Raw genomic sequence first — 19,050 nt, 5'->3', positions numbered from 1 at the left:
TGCGTAACTCGTAACGTGTAAATTGGCTTGTAGAAAGGTTTATAAATGAAAAAAGTTTTATTGATGACATTAGGGTGGGTGGCAACTGCGCTTGGGTTTATTGGCATATTTGTGCCTTTGTTACCTACGGTGCCTTTTGTTTTGCTTGCGATGTATTGTTTTGGCATGACTTCACCTCGCTTTATGCATTGGCTGGAAACGAATCGTTGGTTTGGCCCTGTTGTAAGTCGTATTAGATCTGACTTAGGTTTAACGGTGAGAGAGAAAACCAGGATTTTAGTCATTACATGGCTGTCTATTGGATTGACCGTCTTGTTCGTTTTGGACAATGTTCACGTTCAAATGTTACTAGTAACGATTTTATTAATGGAAACCTGGTTCATTTTGAAATGTAAGACTTATTCTGGGCCAACGGTAAGCCAGTAAAAAGTAAAAAGCCAACGAAGGAACTCGCTGGCTTTGGTTTATTTCAGGTCTGATATCTTAATAAAGATTACAATCCATCAATTTTTGATTTTGCATCCGGATGTGAATAGGTACGAGAGAAGATCTCACCTTGGCCAGTGGTGTAATCACTTTCTGTTTCCCATGCAGTGTGATCCCAGAATCCTTTAATCGCAAATTCGATGCCGTTTGAACTTGTGATGGCTAAGTATTGGTTCAAGGTCTGGCTTTGATTATTATCGTCCGAATAAGTAAGAACGAATTTCAATATCCCGCGGTCTGCGTCATGAATACTCCAGGTAAAGCTATGAGTAGATTCAATCACGCCAGTGGTTTCATTGATGTCGTTTAACGTGCCAGAATAATCAGGGTTGAACGTCAGGCGTTCGTCCGTGGTTTGGAAGCTAATTGTCTTATCAAGTAGCTCCTTATCCACAAACGTTGCGGTTCTGACGCTGCTATTTATACAGCCATCAAATGAAGTTTGGAAGGCCGCATAGGTGGTGAAGGCTACTGGACGATCTTTAGCATCATCCCAGTCTGAATCACCGGTATTACAGTTCTGTACATTCCCAAAAGGTTCGGTATCGGTCAGAGTAGAAACCCAAACCTCACTCTCTTCAGGTGCGAAGAATGCTATATCTGAACTGCTGCCTAGGTCTTTAATGACACGGAGGTAATCAACAATAGTGCCATTTTCTTTCCAAACCATGATGTCATCAGAGTTCATTTCCCACGTCATGTCTCTTGGAACACCGTTACGGAAATACAGCATGTTACCGTTAGGGTTAAGTACGTGCGCACGTGTTTCTTTAGATCCACTGATGCGGTAGACCGTGGTTAACTCATCGACATTCATATCCGGCTTATTGGAACACGCTTTCAGTTCAGCGGCGAACTCAGCATATGTCCCACCAGAGTCTTTTTCTGTTACGGTACACGTGACTGGAGCGGCATCAAGATCTTGCTCAGTAACTTTTGTTGACCATAGTTCTTTGTAGCTGCTTGCAGCATTGAGCTTGTTAACGTGATCTTCAAAGGTCAGAAGCGCCCATTGATTGTCTTTGATATCGGTGATTGCCCAATACCAAGTCTCGTTTGCTTCTTCCCAGTCGTTAAACAATTTAACGTAATCACCTGCAATTACCCAACTCCATGTGTAGGTGTTACCGCTGTCTTTATCTTTGGTGACTTTCACGGTGCCATCAGCGTTGAAGCTGTAGTCACGAGTGCCACCGCTACCTCTTACACGGTGGAAGTTTTTGCCTGAGATCATCTCGGATGTAATGGCTTTAGTTGGTCCATCACATGCTGACACGGCGTTATCAAATGATGACAAATCTAATGATAAATCAGATTTGCTTTGATGAGAGCAGACATTTAATGGGATATCGACCACACCCAAAATGGCAGTCTTAGCGGTAGCATTCATGAGTAACGTAGTGTCGTCAGCTCGTGAGGTATTCGCAGCCAAATAATGACCAATGTAAAGGGCATTTTGATACATCGACATGATAGGTGAGTCACCCGAATGGTATTTATCACCCCACGTATCTTGTACCGACTTAGGCACGCTGATGGTGATGACTTCTTCATTTTTAACGGTGGTTTGTGTCCAAGTACCTGTGCCCACACGCGCTGAAGTCAACGGTGTGGTCGTACCTGTGCCATCGCTCGCTGCACTTGCATCATTGCCCCAGTTCATCGTATAGAAATTGGCGACACCACCAGCGACAAGTTCTGCACCAATATCTCGGCCAAGAGACACACCTTTAACACTGGTGGTCACTGGCGTTTCACCTGCAGAAGCAGACGCAATGATTTCAGTTAACGAAGTCGCATTTTGGCCGTCATCTTCTATTGTCCCCGTGCCGCGCCAGAACCATACTTTGTCGTTTTTCAGCTCGTACTTGTCATCGAGTGTGAGCAGAGAAACAATCGCGCCTTTAGAGCCTGATGGGTAGCTACCAGCTTGCTCTGTGATATCTTTAAGTTCCCCCGCATTATCATGAATATTCAAGTTAGCAAGATCTTTTACAGAGCCTTGAACTTGGTAAACAAAGTTACTTTGACCTGATGGATAAAGCTGTACTTGTGTGCCATCGATTTTCAGCTCGTAATTTTCACTAGAAGCAGTCCAACCACTTTCTAGTAATATCAAGTTATTAAAGTCAGTATTCGTTTCAGAAGCTGATTTTACGTCGGTTTCTTCGGTAAGCGTTCCGTCTTTACCTATGCTGTAACGGGCCGTTACGGTTGCAATGTTATTGGCTAAAGTGAACTCTTCTAACTCGCCAGTGACTTTGCCGTCGTCCTCATCTGTGTTCCCTACATACAGTTTGACGCTTTCCTGCATGAAGCTAATAAGGGCCGCTGTTTGTGGCGCGCCAATATCAGGGTCGATAGGATCAAGATCATCTTCATCGTTTACGCCATCACCATCATCATCAGTGTCGGCATTGTTACCAATTTTGTCGCCATCAGTATCAACAGATTCGTCTTTATCAAGAGGGAATGCATCGTCACCGTCTAGGACTTTGTCTCCGTCATCATCGGTATCAGCGTTATTACCAATTTTGTCGCCATCAGTATCGACGGATTCATCTTTATCAAGTGGGAATGCGTCATCGCCGTCGAGGACGTTATCACCATCATCATCGGTATCAGCGTTATTACCGGTTCCGTCTTTGTCGGTATCTACAGATTCGTCTTTATCAAGTGGGAAAGCATCATCAGCGTCTAGGACTTTGTCGCCATCGTCGTCGTCATCGGCGTTGTTACCAATCTTGTCGCCGTCGGTATCGACGGACTCGTCTTTATCTAGAGGGAAAGCATCATCAGCATCTAGAACATCGTCGCCGTCATCGTCGGTATCAGCGTTGTTACCAGTTCCGTCTTTGTCGGTATCTAGCCATTCTTTACCATCTAGTGGGAAAGCATCCGCGCTGTCTAGGTGTGTATCGTTGTCGTCATCGGTATCAGCGTTGTCACCAATGCCGTCGTTGTCTGTGTCTTTCGTTTCGTCCTTGTCATAAGGCATTGCATCGTCTTCGTCTAACGTGCCGTCGCCATCTTTATCGGTATCGGCATTATCACCAATATCATCGCCATCGGTATCTGCCCATTCGGTTGGATCATCATCAAACGCATCATCAGCGTTAGGTACGCCATCTTTGTCGCTGTCGGTATCGACATCACCATTTGTGTTCACAATGATGGTATCAATGACCGGCGTTTCTCCTGCCGGGGTAGCATCTTTCACGGTTTGAATTTGAGTTTTAACTTTGTCATTAATTGTGGATGCTTCAGTGAGTAAATCGGTACTGCCTGTAGAAGTGGTTTGCTTCTCTAAATCAACAGGGTTGGTTGGCAGTGTACCCGAGGTAACCAGTGCTTTTGCGCCGACTGCAGCTTCGTCTTTGTTCTCTGCTACGTAATCACCCAGCACGTCTTCTTCAGGGATACCAAGTTGGCCCGCAATTTTTTTCTCTGCAGCGGTTTGTGCGGCCGCTTTGGTTGCTTCGTCATCACCATCAGAAGTGGTTCTTTTTAATTCCACATGCACCAGCGTTGAAAGGGGAGTTACATGAGTTTGGCCTGCTGGTGCCGACATTACATAATCAGCCGCGACGACTTTATTTGTATCTTCATCGATCGTCTTACCTTTGATGGCACGAACGATGACGGAATATTTTTCAGGGTCAGTCACGTCTGTTACATCGAGAACGGCATTACCTCCAGCTGTAGAGGTAGCCGTAGGCTCCCCTGGGTTATTTTGAAAGTCTCCATTTACATCCAACCAAACCAATGCGCCATTTAAATAACCATCAATGGCTTTTACGCTATAAGTTTTGGTTGCCGCTACTTTGTTATCACTGTCGCCGTCACTGCCCCCACCACACCCGACTAAGCCGAGTGAGGAGGTTAAGCCTAGCGCTATCACCAACTGTTTTTGTTTCATAGTATGTCCCTGTACAGATAGATATCACCGCTAACAAAGAGCAGTGAACATAAGAAAAGCCTCCATTAGATTGTAGTCATGCAAGGTTTCAGTGAAATGAATTTGTTGGATTTATGTTAATACTGTGAGTTTACTCAATAGTCCTTTTTAGGTATAAAAAAACGGCCCGTTAAGAGCCGTTTAATTAAGCTTATGTTTAAATTACATAAATGCTAATAAAGGAGAAATGCATAGAAGTACACCTGTCACAATAATGAGATTGGTCGCCATGCCCTTATATTTATGTAAGTGTGGGACTTTGTGCACTAGGTAGGCCGGAATTAAACAGCCCACCATGCCAAAGATCGGGCTACAAATGGAAGTGAACGATAAGATAGGTGCGTTTAGGGCAATCGCAGACCAAGCCAATAAGATAATGAATACGGTGACTAACTTGTTCACCAATGCCTTATTGATTTGAGACTCCTCATACTTACGCATCAGAACGTTCATTGCTAGGCCTTTACACGCTTCCTGGAACGCAAGGAACACACCAAAGAAAGAGGTCACAACAGCAAAGATATTAATAATGATGCCAGCCACTGTCGCCCAACTACCTGGGAAGTAATGAGCAATAATAGCCAGTGCAGAGATGTTCTTGTTCATTGCTTCTGCAGCTTGCTCTTGGCTAATAGCAAAAGTAAATGAAACAGCAAAGAAGAACACAATGACAAAGAGAATTGAGAACGCAATTTTCATCGCACGAGACGCTTTGTAGCGAGCAACTTCAATTGATTTCTCGTGAGAGCGGTAAGAGATCACCATAGGGCTCAAAGACTGAATAAACAGAATCGATGTCAAGGTGAAGGGTAGAGTGATGATCGCATCTTTTAGCATAGAGCCAAACTGGCCAATTTCAGGGATGTTATTCATGTCCCAGCGGGCAATCAACAGCACACCCATGATGGCAACTAGGGTGAGTACGGTTACTGCCATGAAGCCCGAAAGTTTGAACAGCAGTTTTTCACCCTTTGAACCGATGAAAGCCAAGATGCAAATTAACGCTAACCCGTAAAAGGAATTGTCGTTTAAGTGGCCCTCAGTAATGCCAAACGAATGCAGGTAAGATGCACTGTCATTGGTTACGGCCAGTGAATAGACCAGTACCCAAATAACCAGCATTAGAAAGTAGAGCACACCTAGTGCCACGCCCCAGTTTTTGCCAAGGTAACCGCTGATCACACCAGGGTAGTCGGTGCACTTTTTCGATTCTGCTAATGTGTTGATGAATAGTTTTTGGAAAAGGTACATGGCTGGGTAGCCAATAATAGAAGAAAGCAAAAACACCCAAAGGCCCATAACGCCAACTTGAACGGGTAGGAACACAATACCAGCACCAATAGCCATGCCGATACTCATTACAATCCAACCAAGATCGACGCTGTCGAACTTGATGGCTTTTTTCCATTCGCCTTCAGACATATTCGCTTTTACATGAAGCGGTTGATTCGCAGTGTTACTCGATGGTGTCGCATTTATAACTTCACTCATGATTCGTTTCCATATAGGTGTAGGGTTTTATTTTTATGTTTGTTATCAATCTTGATTTAATATCATGCAATTACTGTTGCAGTGTCGATTGATTTGACTCCGAGCATACTCCTGATTTAGTAGAAAATGTTTTTAATAATTACTAGCAAGTGGTGGCTTTACTAGAATAAAAACCTTACATTTAACATGGTTTGTAGTGTAATTTTTCGGGTGTTGACTTTGATCATTTTTGAGCTAATTTATAGTGCAAGTTTATTTGAACTTGCTCATATAACAGGTTTTTTATTTGGTGGTAGGGTGGATGAAACAAATGTTATCAAGTTCACAAAATTGAAAATAGAACCAGAATTAGCCTGAATCGAAGGAAATTAAGCGAGGTCTGTAGAGAAAATAAATGCAGTGGTTAAAGCACAGAAGAAAATAACCCAGTGCACATTTTATGCAACTTAAATTCAATATGATTTGTTGTTAAATCTAATGCTTGATTGTTAATGGCGAAGCTGATTGGTAGATGTGAAAATGGCCCACCGAAGTGAGCCATTAAGAATTTAAAAAAAAGAGGGTGCTGGAGATGAAACGTACCGTTTGGATGACTTTTCTTTACGAAGCGTTTCTCCTCACAGAGCTAAGTGCCAGATGGACTTATTTACTTACCATGATATCTAGGATCTGAACATCCGTTTGCGTCATTGACCCGTTAGCAAGTGCCGCTAGGTTTTGGATGGAAGATTCCACATCATTGGCAACAATGCCCTCATTACCTGTTACGCGAATGCCGTCAAGTGCCATTAAACAGGCTTTAACTGCAGCGCCCGCAGAAGACGATACTTTCATGGCGCAGCCTGTTTTGGCTCCATCACAGATCATACCCGCAATATCACCGATCATACTACAAATGGCATCACTTATTTGCTGGAATGTGCCACCAAGTAGCCAGGTCATGCCCGACACTGCGCCCATTGACGCTGTGGTTACCCCACATAACGCTGAAAGCTTATTTTGGTGACTTTTTATGTATATCGCCATTAAATGGGAAAGCATCAGCGCACGAATCAGGTGTTCGCGGTCGGATTTAAGAAAATCGGCCACGGCAACCACAGGCATTGTTGCGGCAATGCCTTGGTTGCCTGAGCCAGAGTTGCTCATGGCGGCTTTCATTGCGCCGTCCATACGAGCATCCGAAGCGGCAGAGGTTCGCTTAAGTACTTCTGTCAGTAGCCCACCAGATAACAAACCGCGCTCTTCATTTCGCTTGAACGTCGCGCCAATTTGCAGACCATAATCGTGTGTTAGCCCCTCTTCAGATAAGGCGCTATTTAGGGTATAAGCTTGTTCGATGAACTCTATGTCGGATAATGGTGCGTTGATAGCAAAGTCGAACACGTCTTGTGCATCGGCTTCCTCAAATGGCGAGGCAGTCTTGACTGATTTAGTTGTTGAATTGTTCTCGGCTCTGAATGTGGTCATGCCATTTTCTTCAATACTAATCACGTCAGTATGACTGTCTGCAATGGTGACCGAGACGTTTTCATCGCCACAAAATACCGTTACTTTTGCGTATAAAAGATGACTAACATCCGCAACACCAACGGTGACTCTGTCTTGCTCAAGCATAATCTTTGCGTTGTCGACATCTTTAGCGGTGATATTTTTGAGCACTTCCAGCTTTGCACTTGGATCCCCTGCGAGCGCGCCGATAGCAGCAGCAACAGGGAGTCCAACCATTCCGGTTCCTGGAATACCCACACCCATGCCATTTTTCATTAAATTCGGAGAGACAGAAACGCAGATTGTAATTTTATCTGTGACATCTTTGATGCCGAGTTTCTCGACAGCAATCGAGGTAGCAAGCGCAACCGACACAGGCTCGGTGCAACCAAGTGCTGGAACAACTTCACGTTTAACAACAGAAACGAATGAATCCCAAAGATGCTTTTTCATTTGAATTACCTTTAACATGCTCAATATGAATGCTGAATAGCATTAAAGACCACACCCGCTTGGTTATGGTGTCTTTTTGTTATGGGATAACTATACGATTAGACGGGAAGAAAGTTATTTCAATTATTTCTATTATTTACTCAAAATGGAGTAATTTATTCTACATAAGTTTCACCTGGGTATCACTTTGCTACCTTTGTCACAAAATATGCTCAAATTTTCTATTGTAGATCACGAAAATATTCACCTAATTTGAAGAACAAGAGTAAAACAATTATAAAAGTGCGGAGTCTCCTGCTTGTGTTTACATGAGCCATCAGTAGCAAATTTTTCTAAGTTCTATTCAATATGCATAAAACTAAGCTAGATAAAGTCGATAGCCAGCTGCTAACCATGCTGCAAAAAGATTGCACTCAGCCCTTAAGTGAACTCGCTGAGCAAGTTAACTTAACCACTACGCCTTGTTGGAAGCGGTTAAAGCGACTTGAAGAAGAGGGAGTAATCAAAAAGCGAGTTGCGCTGCTCGATCCTGAAAAACTGGGTTTATCCTTTACAGCGTTCGTTCAGGTAAAAACCAGTGACCACTCTCACGAATGGTATGAACAATTTGTCGAAACCGTTGTTGAACTACCAGAAGTGATGGAGTTCTACCGAATGGCAGGGGAATACGATTACATGATGCGTGTATTAGTCGAGGATATGAAAGCGTTTGATAATTTTTATAAGCAGCTCGTTAACCGAGTTGATGGTATTACTAACGTTACGTCTACCTTTGCTATGGAGTCGTTGAAATCGAGCACTGTTTTACCGCTGTGACTTATGTATTCAATGAAAATATTCTCATTAATGAGAATGAAAAAAGTGGCAAAAAATACCCAATCCATTTCATGTTTTAAGGCGATTAATGGGGGAGAGTAGGTACATCTTCTCCATTATCCCTATCAAAGCTCCGCCAATTCAAGCGCATAAGATTCACCTAATGTACGGGCTTAATATCCATACCTGTAGTGCATAGGGTGTTCACTCTTCTTTGACGACACATCCTTACATTTGGCTTACAAAACCTTACTATTGCCGTGCGTAAAACACGTGTTACATTCTCGCCGCTCACCAAATGTATCAACTTGTAACGGTATATATAAATGTATAAACAGACTTTCTTACGTATTTTTTCGCCAATTATTCTGGCTTCAGCTCTCGCAGGCTGCGGTGGTGGGGATGGTGGATCATCTGCACCATCACCATCACCATCAATCACAACGCCTCCGGTCAAGGCCGCTCAAAGAGCGAGTATTTCGGTTGAAGATGCCGAAATTGAATTTACAGGATACGGGCAACGCTTTTTTCCTTACGTAAAAGGTAGAATTGGTAACTTAAAACTGAGTGTCGATGCGAGACACATTGCTAGTGAACGCAATGATGGTGGTTTATTGATCACGCAGGCTGGGGTGGTTACTGTTACCGTTGAAGATATTAAAGACGGCTTTGAAACCGCGAAAGATTCGTTTACGTTGACCATCAAAAAGGGTGACAACAAAGATCTCTCCATTAGTCGTTTAAATTTGGCAACACTTGGTGACAATGCTGAAAAACGACTCGATATTCAGGGTGCAAAAGGGCAGACCAAGGTCGTTGTCGTAAAAGGCTATGAGAAACTCATTACCGTTGATGCTTTTGGCACAATAAAAGCGAAAGGCCAACCAGGTGAAGCGAAGGTGTTGGTAACCGATGATGGCAATGAGCTTTATGCGGCCAAAGCGGTTGAAGTTCCAGTAACCATTACGGCGGTTAATCCAAATGAGCTTTCATATGCACCCTTGAAAGGAACCTATCGCGACCAAATGACTCTTCAAGCTTATCGGTTAAGCGGAAGCAAGACAGAGTCGGTGGCATTTTCCATGAATGCAGGCAGCACGAAAGACGTGATTGAAGTGAACCAGATAACGGGCTTCATCACAGTATTAAAAGCTGGAAGTGCGAAAGTGGACGTCACGGTAACTTATCCTCAGGGGTTTAGTAAAACCACTGAAACGGTGAGCTTTGACGTTACGATTACGAAAGGGACTAACCCCGCCTTTTTGCAGGCGCACCAAAATTACTTGGATTACGAGCCAGGGTTGGTGTTCGATCCGACACTTTCAGGAAGTAACTTAACGGGAATCGAATATTCGGTACCTGAGGGCCAGAATGTCCTGCTGATCGATCAAGAAAGTAAACTACCTAAGATGATCAACGCTGGTGTGGTGAAGCTTAAGTTGACTATCCCAGAAGGTGATAAGTACCTCACATGGTCGAGAGATATTGATGTCACCATTTCCCCAAGCATTCATCTAGGTCTAACCATACCGACTACTTATCTGACTTATTCTCCAGACTTAGTGCTTAAAGTCGACCCGGCGGACAGGAAAGGTGAATTGAGCGCACATTCTACAAATAATGCGACATGGAATTCGGATTTAGAACAATTCAGAATAACTCGAGCTGGTGATTATGAATTAACCGTGACGGATGATGGCGGACCCAATTATCAACGATTCAGTAAAACGTTTAAGGTACACGTAAAAAAAGCCAAGCCAGCACGCTTACGTGAGTTGCCAAGCTTAAATGAAGTGTACAAAAAAGATCTATTCATCGAGCTAAATGAAAAGCTCCCTAAGCTTGAACGATCCATTGAATTGGTTTCTATTTCGGATGAATCCGTTGCTATTTCGTATAACAGAACTTATCTATCTGTAAAGAAGGCCGGCGAAACGAACATCTCTGTAAGAATGAAAGGAGACGACAATTATCTTCCTTCGGATCCTGCTTCATTCAAGCTATATGTAACGGCGGGCAGCAGCAGGCTAACGATTAAGGGCGATACAAAAAGCGCCGAGGGTGTCTGGAGTAGTACGAAGAATATTAATCCTTTATCAATAGAGGGTGTTACTGGCAAGCTAAGCTACGCATTGGCGGCCGGGCATGAAAAAGACGGCGTGGTATCGTTGGATAAAAATACCGGCACTATGTCTATGCTTAAAGCGGGTAAAACTCGTGTTACGGTAACTGACTCTGGAACTTCGGGCTTTAAAAGCACCAGTATTAGCTATGATGTTATCGTGCATAAAGCCAAGTTAACAATGAGTGCCAGCTATCAATCCAGCGTTTATAAAAAGAACGCCAAGTTATTTCCGACTGAAGAAAGAGATATAACCGTATTGGCATCAGAACCAGTTAAGTTGATGTACACATTACCAGAGCAATATCGCGGAATCGTGAGCTTACTTAATTCACAGACCGGTGAAGTCTCGATTCAAAAAGCAGGGTATTTTGAACTGAATGTTACGGCGGAATCTGGCAACTATGAACCTTTAAACTTCTCAGCAAATGGCACCATTAAGAAAGCGCCACACCCTGAAATTAAAGTAGGAACGAACGTTGCTCACTATAACCCTCGAAAGACCTTTAAGCTCAATATTGAGTCTCAAGCGATCGGGAATCGTCGATTTACTTCTAATCCATATAACAAACTGGCTCATATCTCCAATCCATTGACGGGTGAGTACGTGCTTAGGGATGCAGCACTATCTCGTATTAATGACTATCAGCTATTTACCGTGTACGAAGCCGAAAGTGATAATTACTTGGCGGCATCAAAAGACTTCAGGGTAAAGATAGGCCCCCCTTTGGCAGCAGAAGCGGATTGGTCTAGCGACATTGCCTTTACACCTTCGAATAAGAAAGTCACCTTGGTATCTAAACTGGGTAGTGGGGCAACTAATCTAAAAGAGAGCCGTTTGTGGCTTAAAGGGGTAAAGGTTGTTAAGCCAACTGAAGCGGATATTAAACAGTACGGCCCTGGTGTTCGTTTACTCATTCGAATCTATTTAGAGGGTGATGTACGTAAAGGCGCTTCTGCTGCATTTTTCTATGTCACTCGTAACGATGGCTGTGAAGACGCACCTAAGCCAATAGAGTTTAGTAGTGATGGTTTATGCACCAATGGACCAACAACGAGAACGATGACGATTTATAGCTTGCCGGAAAATGAGGCTATTCCCAAAAAAGGGAACTGGAAGGCTACGGCTCCGATTATTATTGCGCGATACGGCGCTCGTAAGTTCATTCAGACACCTGATGGTGGGTTGTACAGAGATAGCTCTAAGGCCTCGAAGATCTATGAATGGTCGCTCGTGAATATTGATATTAGTAACTAAATCGCGATTTGAAACAAAAAAAACGGCGACCTTATTGGTCGCCGTTATTGTTTTTAACACCGAATTGTCTTTAACACCGAATAAAAACTACTTATTAAAGCGCATCACACCTTCTTGAATGGCCGACGCAACCATGGTGCCATCTTGAGCAAACAGCTCTCCTCGAACTAAGCCGCGGCCACTGCTTGCGGTTGGGCTCTCGATAGAATAAAGCAGCCATTCGTCCATCTTGAACGGACGGTGGAACCACATAGAATGATCAATGGTTGCCACTTGAAACTTAGGCGTTAGCAGGGTAACGCCGTGTGGATGAAGTGCAGTCACTAAGAAACCCCAATCTGACGCATACGCCAACAAATATTGGTGGATGAGCTGATTATCTGGTACCTCACCGTTGGCCTTAATCCACAGATATTGAGTTGGCTCTGCTTTTTCAGGTTTTAGTGGGTTGATGACGGTCACTGGGCGTACTTGAATTGGCTTTTCACCACAGAAAATAGAGCGCAATTGCTCGGGCAAGTAATCTGAAATCTTCGCCGCCAGTTCTGACTCTGATGCAAAGTTCTCAGGCCCCGGTACATTTGGCATGGTGTTCTGATGTTCGTGACCCTCTGCTTCACCGTGGTAAGACGCCGTGAGGTAGAAAATTGGTCGGCCATTTTGAATCGCTTTAACACGGCGAGTGCTCAAGCTACGGCCATCACGAAGATTTTCTACATCATAGATAATTGGCCTTTCAGGGTCTCCTGGGTGAAGAAAGTAGCTGTGGAACGAATGCACCGTTCGGTCGCTTTCAACGGTATAGCGAGCTGCAGAGAGCGCCTGTCCAATGACTTGACCTCCGTAGACTTGTGGAAGCCCTAAGTTTTCACTTTGCCCTCTAAACAGCCCTTTTTCTAGCTGTTCAAGCTGCAACAGTTCCAGCAATTCATTAAGTGGTTTACTCATCGTACCTCCGTCATGTTTATGTCAAATTAATACCTTGGATAGAGACAAAACACAAGGCATGAATATACTCTGGCACATATCTCAAAATAAGTGGCGAAGTAGAATGAAGAATAAATCATGGATGTTATTACCTGCGATACTTGGTTTTGCGCTAGTGGGCTGTCAAACCACGAAAGAAGAGCCAAAAGTAGAACAGCAAGTAGAATACGCGACAGTGATTGGCATGGTGTCTTACCGCGAGCGAATTGCGCTGCCAGAAGATGCGGTGATCACCGTTAAGTTGGAAGATATTTCATTGGCTGATGCACCTTCGGTTGTGATCGCTGAGACCGAATTTGAATCTCAAGGTTTTCAATCTCCATTTGCCTTTCAGATCGACTACGATCCAAGCAAGATCATTAAAAACCATCGTTACACCATTAGCGCACGCATTGAAGTGAATGGTAAGTTACGTTTCATCTCAGATACCATTTACCCAGTCTTAACGGATGAAAATAAAACAGACAACGCGAACCTAAGGCTGGTGGGCGTTAGCAGCAACTAAGTGACAAATTATTAAGGTGTCAGTGGTGACTAGGGTTGCCACTGATATTTTTTTAACGAAACACGCCCAGCTGGCGTCACCTCGATCCCCTCTTTTAAAAGAAAAGCTCGTTGTCTTTCCAAATCATCGCCCTTCAATGAAATTTTTCCTTGGCTATTAATGACTCGATACCATGGAAGTTTTGATCCCTCCGGTAGGTTGCCTAAGGCTTTACCAACGTGGCGCGCATAGCCCGGATACCCGGATAATTGCGCTATTTTTCCGTACGTTGTTACTTTTCCTGATGGAATTTGGTGAATTACTGCAAAGATTTGTACTAGAAACTGATCCATACTGAAAAGGTCTTATTCGTCTAGGGAAGAGAGGAGACGCAATGGTAGTTTCAATTGTACAGTTTGTCATCACCACTTTGTTAGCCATCGTGTGTGCGCGCACATTAAGTGTGAGCGGCGGTGATGTTCCGGTGCTCGCATTGATCATTCCAGCATTATGGATATTGCCACAAAGTGGCGTTGCTGGGTTTTTATTGCTGGGCTCAATGGCGGTCTATGGGTTTACTTTGCCTCACCAGCCCATCGCGTTGTCACTCAGTGTTTGGATTCTATTCCCCCTTTTGATGGTCACGTTTTCTAAACGAAGTAGCATTTACGTTCTTATTACCAGCGCTGCTGTAATTTGCACCATGGAGCTGGGCATCATGGTCACACAGGCCGAGGGAAAAATAGAGGGAAATTGGATGGTTACCTTAGTCCAAATACTATCAGTGATGGTTGCGTGGTTCGCAGCTCGACACTGGAAACCCTCTTCGCAGCATAGCTGGTGGTCGCTTGCGCTTATTTTAGCATTGTGGATAGCGGGTTGGACTCATGCCGCGCTGATTGCCCTGTGTATCGTTGGCATTATCGCCTCTGCGGAAACCTTGCCGAAACTTAGTCAATTCAAATGGAATAAATTACTTTGCTGGACACTGCCTACGGTTGGTTTTGCTGCCATTGTCGCCATGCCCGAAATCGATGTACCTAACCCGGTATTTGTCGTGTGGATCTTCTTCCTTGGTACCGCTTGGGCTACTGATTTTGTATTACGAAGTAACGATGAGGATGAAAACGAAAGGTAAAACTCTAGAACTCGTTCCAAATCAGTACAAAATGAGCCTTTTAGAATAGTGTACAGTTTAAAAAAATAGGCCATAATAAGAGTATAAATTGCACCGATAAGAGTGCGGTATTCTAAAAATATAGAGGTCAGTCAGTGGCTTTAAAACTAGCATTAACTTGCTTGCTGTTGCTTGGGTGGAGTTTGCCTTCCATCGCAGCGAGTAATCAGCCGCGCCCAACTTATGTGGTCGCAGTCGAAGCCGACGATGTGGTGTCTCGGGTTCTTTTTCGCGCTATCGAACAAGAGTTTCCGATTCACATTGTTTATCGAGACTACCCAAGTTTCGACGCCATCCTAGATTCTGTGGAAAAAGGTGACAGTGACTTTGCTGCTAACGTCACCTATACGGTCGATCGCGCAAAGCGGTTCGACTATTCTAAACCGACCAATATTGAATACACCTACCTCTACAGTTACAGCGAAATTGATTTGGGCGAGTTGAGTACGGTTGGCGTGCCTAAAGACACAATATACGCTCAGCTAATAGAAGAGCATTATCCGGACATAAATACCGTAGAGTACCAAGGCCATAACCATGCTATCACTTTATTGGAAAGTGGCGAGGTTGATGGGGTTGTTGATGCCATCAATCAACTGAAGCCGATGCTATTAGCTGGATTAGAGGCTCAATTGCTCAACGATTACCTGTCTATAAAGCCGGTTTCAATCATTCGTCCTACAGGCAAACATGAACGTGTTTTAGAGAAGTTTGTTGATTTTATCCACTCTGAAGGGGTTCAAAAACATCTGAGACGAAGCATTAGCCAGTATCAATTTGAAATCCGAAGAAAAGCTCTGAGAAAGTCTGTTTCTCAAAGTGATTTAAAGCTGTATCGCCCGCTAAGAATTAAGCTTGATGCCTCCTACCCATACGTCCAATACAAAGGGAATGGTGAAGTTGTCGGGATCAGCGCCGATATATTACTTCAGTCGTGCAAAATACTGGGCATCGAATGTGACATCGTGAGTGATGCCGATGAAACCTGGGAAAGCATGAATCAGGATTTAGAAGACAAGAAGATTGATGTACTCGCCCCGATCACGATATCGGAACAACGGAGGAGCTATGTCTACTTTTCAGAGCCATATTATTACCCAGAATCGATGGTGGTTAAGAGGTTAGGTTACAAAGAAGGAGCATATCATCACGTATCTGAGCTGATATCAGAACGGATAGGTGTGGTGAGAGACACCATTTTCGATGAGTTACTGACACGATTATTGCCCCAAAAACCGCTGCATTATTTTGACGATGACGAGCAGCTTATCGATTCGCTCATTGATAACAAAATAGATTACGCCGCCATGGATTCATCAGCACTGAATTCGATACTTAGTTCGTCTGAAATGTTACCCATTATTGAAGCTAAATCCATTGGCAGTTTTTATCGCTCAGATGTGGCTATAGGGTTCGCAAAAAATACGCTTGGCAGTAAATTAGCGCCATTATTTTCTCGTGCGATCACAATGCTGGATACACATGAAATTATTAACAGCTATGACAAGAAGCCGGATTGGCGAACAACGCTAAGCCTGCAGAAAAAGTTCTCTAACCGAGCGCAAGCGTTGTTCATTATTGTGCTCTCTTTCATGGTGGCAGTGGCTTATTTTCTTTATATCCAGTCTCAAACCGACAACCTAACAGGGTTGAAAAACCGTCGAGCGCTGTACGCTAAATATCGAAGAGGCATTAAAGCCGAGCAACGGTTGATTTATTTGGACGTGAATCAGTTTAAAGTGATTAACGATTCATTCGGCCATGAAGCGGGCGATGCAGTATTAAAAAAACTGGCCAGAATTGTCATGAAATATTGGGATGGTAATGGCTACCGAATCGGCGGAGATGAGTTTATATTAGTGGGCGACGGTAACGAGTTTGTTGTGCAGTCTATGGTCAGAAAACTCGAACATTTCTATGTCACACATTCGGGCAACAAGTATTCAATTTCGGTTGCCGTCGGTGTATCTGACATCAGCCAAGATACGCAAAGCCTGACTGAAGTGCTAAAGCAAGCCGATCACGCCATGTACACAACCAAGCAAGAGAGTAAACAATGATTAAAACGAATAATAGTTAAGCAGTTGAACTCAAAACCCCTAATTTCGAGAGTTTTGAGCTTGCAAAGGGGATGGGGATGGCTGATAATCACCTCACTCTTTGGCGAGATGCTCGCAAAGAAATAGAATCTATGGAGGCCCTGGTCCTCCCGCAACAATAGCATGTGAACTCGGTCAGGCCTGGAAGGGAGCAGCCGCAGCGTGTGACTTGTGTGCCGGGATGTGGCTGGGGCTTCCACCCATTCAAAAAGCCGCTTTTATTAGCGGCTTTTTGCTATCTATAGCTTTTCAAATTCCACTTGTTACAGCCTATTTATTATAGTTCTAAATTCTGGAACCTGCCTTTAAAGTATTAAAGACACACAAAACAAAGTTCTTAAAGGAAGACATCAGGCGATTTTCGCAAATAGCCGCTCTTCATTGAACGTGGCGTGGGTCAATGCAATTTGGTGTGTGTCTGATTAAGACATCTGACTAAAACGCCACCGTTTGTCACCTTTAACTACGACGTGTTAAACCGCGAAATAAGTAAGTCAGAGCCGGATACAAACGGCAATAGATCACGGTTTACCACCCGATATGACGGGCTTAAAACCGAGACGACCGATGCCAAAATGCAAAAGAGAGACGTTACGACCAATGTAATGGGCTACATTTTGCGTAAGAATGAGCCTCTTGGCGCTTTCCAAACCTATCGTTACTATCCAGATGGCAAACTTCGCAGCAGCTCGGACTCTAAATCCAATACGACCCATGTACGTTATGACAGCCTCGGTTTCCGAAGTGATCTCAATGATCCCGATATGGGCGTTTGGCATTATCAATACAACGCACTGGGTGAATTAACCTATAAACGTGATGCGAATGGGGCCGAAACCCGGCTCACATATGACTCTCTTGGCCGTAAGCTCACTCAGCAAGAAGGCGGGCAAACATCACGTTGGGTTTATGATGAGAATGGGGCGCAAGGGACGTTATCTCGCTTCTCGGGACATGGGAATACCACCGAGTACGCCTACGATGCGAATGGCTTAACTCAGCAAGTGACGGTGTCCAGTGGGCAAGAACGACTGGCGACCGGGTATGCTTATGATGGTTTTGAGCGCCTGCAACGAGAAATCCGGCCAAACGGGGGCGCAAACAACACAGGGCGACTTGAGGTCGAGTACGTATATAACCCTTACGGCTATCAATCGGCGGTGCGAAGCCCACGAAGTGCGGCCGACGATGACTACTCCAACGATAAATTTATTCATGAAATTCGTCAGCTTCTGCGCTTAGCCTTAGAGAAAGCCAACGGCTACCTTACCCGCGCAGAACGATATCAAACACAGGCGGTCGATTTTAAACAAAAAGCACAACAGTTGCGAAACTCAACCACCAACTGGACGCCGCTTCTGTCGGCTTGCTGGGTAATGAACACAAATTTACCCAGTGGTGTAATACCGAGGGAGATTGTTATCTAAAACCGATGGGGTGGGTGATCATCGGTGTGCCGACGTCTTTTCCTATTGAAGCGGTGGTTAAAGGGCCCATTTACCGCCTCGATTCCAGGTATTCACACAACAGGGGAACCCAGCGCGTTTTTAGCACGTCACTAATTTCAGTGACTAAGGCGGAGTTTTCTGCTCATGCAACCACGCAAGAGCACGACTTTGTGGTGAAAACAGCCAGTAACGGTCAGCGTTCGTTATACAGTGAACACGATGTCTTTGTCGCGCAACCGGATGATAAAACAAAGCAAGCGTTGGTTTATACCGCCGATGATTTGGACCAAGCCGCCAAATTGGCCTCGCAGAAGCAAAAACACTTTGCCGGTTTAGCAGACAAGCTGATCAGTCTTTCGGAACAGGTTGCGCAACTGAGTGGCATTTATTGCCAAGATGCAAAAAATGTCGGCGGAAAACACGTTTCGTTAACCCACCGCTGGGCGGCCTGCGACAACGCGCCTACTCAATTTGGTCAAGCGGATGAGTTGCAATTGATGCTGACCCAAGCGGAGTTAGAAGCGTCTGTTGGCGGCCAGCAATACATTTACTATTGGCAGCGTCGAGATACCGATGCCTATAACCACACCCTTTCAGAAGTGTTAGGCAATGGGTTGGTGAATACGTATGAACACAACGCCAATACGGGGCGTGCGGCGCGGATCCAAACCACAAATTCTGGAAAACAGATCAGTTCTCTTCACTACCGTTATGATCAGCACAATGTAAGCGTCTAATTAACCACACGTTCTAATTCCGCTTTACCTTTGTCATAGTTTTGCC

General features: G+C 44.3%; 13 protein-coding genes and 1 other RNA gene. 9 read left to right on the top strand and 5 right to left on the bottom strand.

The genetic code is table 11. The annotated features are described in order from the left end of the window. Window positions 1-45: 45 nt before the first annotated feature. Window positions 46-426 carry a YbaN family protein gene (locus QWZ04_RS08915; protein ID WP_290327113.1) on the top strand — a complete coding sequence of 127 codons (381 nt, stop codon included), beginning with the start codon at window positions 46-48 and terminating at the stop codon, window positions 424-426. Between the two features lie 67 nt (window positions 427-493). Here QWZ04_RS08915 and QWZ04_RS08910 read toward each other — a convergent pair whose 3' ends face one another. From QWZ04_RS08910 to QWZ04_RS08900, 3 genes are all read right to left on the bottom strand, one after another. Next, on the bottom strand, window positions 494-4,405 hold the full coding sequence (locus QWZ04_RS08910; RefSeq protein ID WP_290327111.1) for a midas domain-containing protein: 3,912 nt from the start codon (window positions 4,403-4,405) through the stop codon (window positions 494-496). A 201-nt stretch (window positions 4,406-4,606) separates the two neighbouring features. After that, window positions 4,607-5,866 (bottom strand): SLC5/6 family protein, encoded by a 1,260-nt coding sequence (locus tag QWZ04_RS08905; RefSeq protein WP_435433599.1) that lies wholly within the window; start codon window positions 5,864-5,866, stop codon window positions 4,607-4,609. Window positions 5,867-6,577: 711 nt separating this feature from the next. Beyond that, complete coding sequence (locus tag QWZ04_RS08900; protein ID WP_290327107.1) at window positions 6,578-7,876, bottom strand: L-cysteine desulfidase family protein; 1,299 nt, start codon at window positions 7,874-7,876, stop codon at window positions 6,578-6,580. A 348-nt stretch (window positions 7,877-8,224) separates the two neighbouring features. Here QWZ04_RS08900 and QWZ04_RS08895 point away from each other — a divergent pair, with 348 nt between their 5' ends. Then, window positions 8,225-8,692, top strand: coding sequence for an Lrp/AsnC family transcriptional regulator (locus tag QWZ04_RS08895; RefSeq protein ID WP_290327105.1), 468 nt, complete (start codon window positions 8,225-8,227; stop codon window positions 8,690-8,692). A gap of 326 nt (window positions 8,693-9,018) precedes the next feature. Beyond that, on the top strand, window positions 9,019-12,072 hold the full coding sequence (locus QWZ04_RS08890) for a hypothetical protein (RefSeq protein WP_290327102.1): 3,054 nt from the start codon (window positions 9,019-9,021) through the stop codon (window positions 12,070-12,072). Window positions 12,073-12,159: 87 nt separating this feature from the next. Here QWZ04_RS08890 and tesB read toward each other — a convergent pair whose 3' ends face one another. Next, a complete protein-coding gene (gene tesB / locus QWZ04_RS08885) occupies window positions 12,160-13,020 on the bottom strand; it encodes an acyl-CoA thioesterase II (protein WP_290327100.1) in 861 nt (286 codons plus the stop codon). A 103-nt stretch (window positions 13,021-13,123) separates the two neighbouring features. Here tesB and QWZ04_RS08880 point away from each other — a divergent pair, with 103 nt between their 5' ends. Next, entirely contained in the window at window positions 13,124-13,564 is a 441-nt protein-coding gene (locus tag QWZ04_RS08880; protein WP_290327098.1) for a YbaY family lipoprotein, read from the top strand. Window positions 13,565-13,593: 29 nt separating this feature from the next. On the opposite strand, the gene QWZ04_RS08875 is transcribed toward QWZ04_RS08880, so the two are convergent. Next, window positions 13,594-13,896 (bottom strand): MGMT family protein, encoded by a 303-nt coding sequence (locus QWZ04_RS08875; protein WP_290327097.1) that lies wholly within the window; start codon window positions 13,894-13,896, stop codon window positions 13,594-13,596. Window positions 13,897-13,937: 41 nt separating this feature from the next. Between QWZ04_RS08875 and QWZ04_RS08870 the strand changes: the two genes are divergently transcribed. From QWZ04_RS08870 to QWZ04_RS08850, 5 genes are all read left to right on the top strand, one after another. Next, window positions 13,938-14,681, top strand: a complete 744-nt coding sequence (locus QWZ04_RS08870; RefSeq protein WP_290327095.1) for a VP0952 family biofilm-associated protein — start codon at window positions 13,938-13,940, stop codon at window positions 14,679-14,681. A gap of 134 nt (window positions 14,682-14,815) precedes the next feature. Beyond that, window positions 14,816-16,780: a diguanylate cyclase gene (locus QWZ04_RS08865; protein ID WP_290327092.1), complete on the top strand. Its 1,965-nt coding sequence runs from the start codon at window positions 14,816-14,818 to the stop codon at window positions 16,778-16,780. A 138-nt stretch (window positions 16,781-16,918) separates the two neighbouring features. Next, window positions 16,919-17,015: signal recognition particle sRNA small type (ffs, locus tag QWZ04_RS08860), an RNA gene on the top strand. Between the two features lie 379 nt (window positions 17,016-17,394). Then, the gene (locus tag QWZ04_RS08855; RefSeq protein WP_290327090.1) at window positions 17,395-18,246 is read left to right on the top strand and encodes a hypothetical protein; all 852 of its coding nucleotides are present in this window, start codon (window positions 17,395-17,397) and stop codon (window positions 18,244-18,246) included. A gap of 26 nt (window positions 18,247-18,272) precedes the next feature. Continuing rightward, window positions 18,273-19,004 (top strand): hypothetical protein, encoded by a 732-nt coding sequence (locus QWZ04_RS08850; protein ID WP_290327088.1) that lies wholly within the window; start codon window positions 18,273-18,275, stop codon window positions 19,002-19,004. Window positions 19,005-19,050: the final 46 nt, after the last annotated feature.

This window comes from Vibrio tapetis subsp. quintayensis (assembly GCF_030409945.1).
Lineage (GTDB): Bacteria > Pseudomonadota > Gammaproteobacteria > Enterobacterales > Vibrionaceae > Vibrio > Vibrio quintayensis.
This window is presented reverse-complemented; position numbering and strand designations above follow the sequence as displayed.

Bases quoted from the DNA above. Each gene is read 5' to 3' on its own strand.
- QWZ04_RS08915 (WP_290327113.1), top strand. From the start codon at position 46: ATGAAAAAAGTTTTATTGATGACATTAGGGTGGGTGGCAACTGCGCTT.
- QWZ04_RS08910 (WP_290327111.1), bottom strand. From the start codon at position 4,405: ATGAAACAAAAACAGTTGGTGATAGCGCTAGGCTTAACCTCCTCACTC.
- QWZ04_RS08905 (WP_435433599.1), bottom strand. From the start codon at position 5,866: ATGTCTGAAGGCGAATGGAAAAAAGCCATCAAGTTCGACAGCGTCGAT.
- QWZ04_RS08900 (WP_290327107.1), bottom strand. From the start codon at position 7,876: ATGAAAAAGCATCTTTGGGATTCATTCGTTTCTGTTGTTAAACGTGAA.
- QWZ04_RS08895 (WP_290327105.1), top strand. From the start codon at position 8,225: ATGCATAAAACTAAGCTAGATAAAGTCGATAGCCAGCTGCTAACCATG.
- QWZ04_RS08890 (WP_290327102.1), top strand. From the start codon at position 9,019: ATGTATAAACAGACTTTCTTACGTATTTTTTCGCCAATTATTCTGGCT.
- tesB (WP_290327100.1), bottom strand. From the start codon at position 13,020: ATGAGTAAACCACTTAATGAATTGCTGGAACTGTTGCAGCTTGAACAG.
- QWZ04_RS08880 (WP_290327098.1), top strand. From the start codon at position 13,124: ATGAAGAATAAATCATGGATGTTATTACCTGCGATACTTGGTTTTGCG.
- QWZ04_RS08875 (WP_290327097.1), bottom strand. From the start codon at position 13,896: ATGGATCAGTTTCTAGTACAAATCTTTGCAGTAATTCACCAAATTCCA.
- QWZ04_RS08870 (WP_290327095.1), top strand. From the start codon at position 13,938: ATGGTAGTTTCAATTGTACAGTTTGTCATCACCACTTTGTTAGCCATC.
- QWZ04_RS08855 (WP_290327090.1), top strand. From the start codon at position 17,395: ATGCAAAAGAGAGACGTTACGACCAATGTAATGGGCTACATTTTGCGT.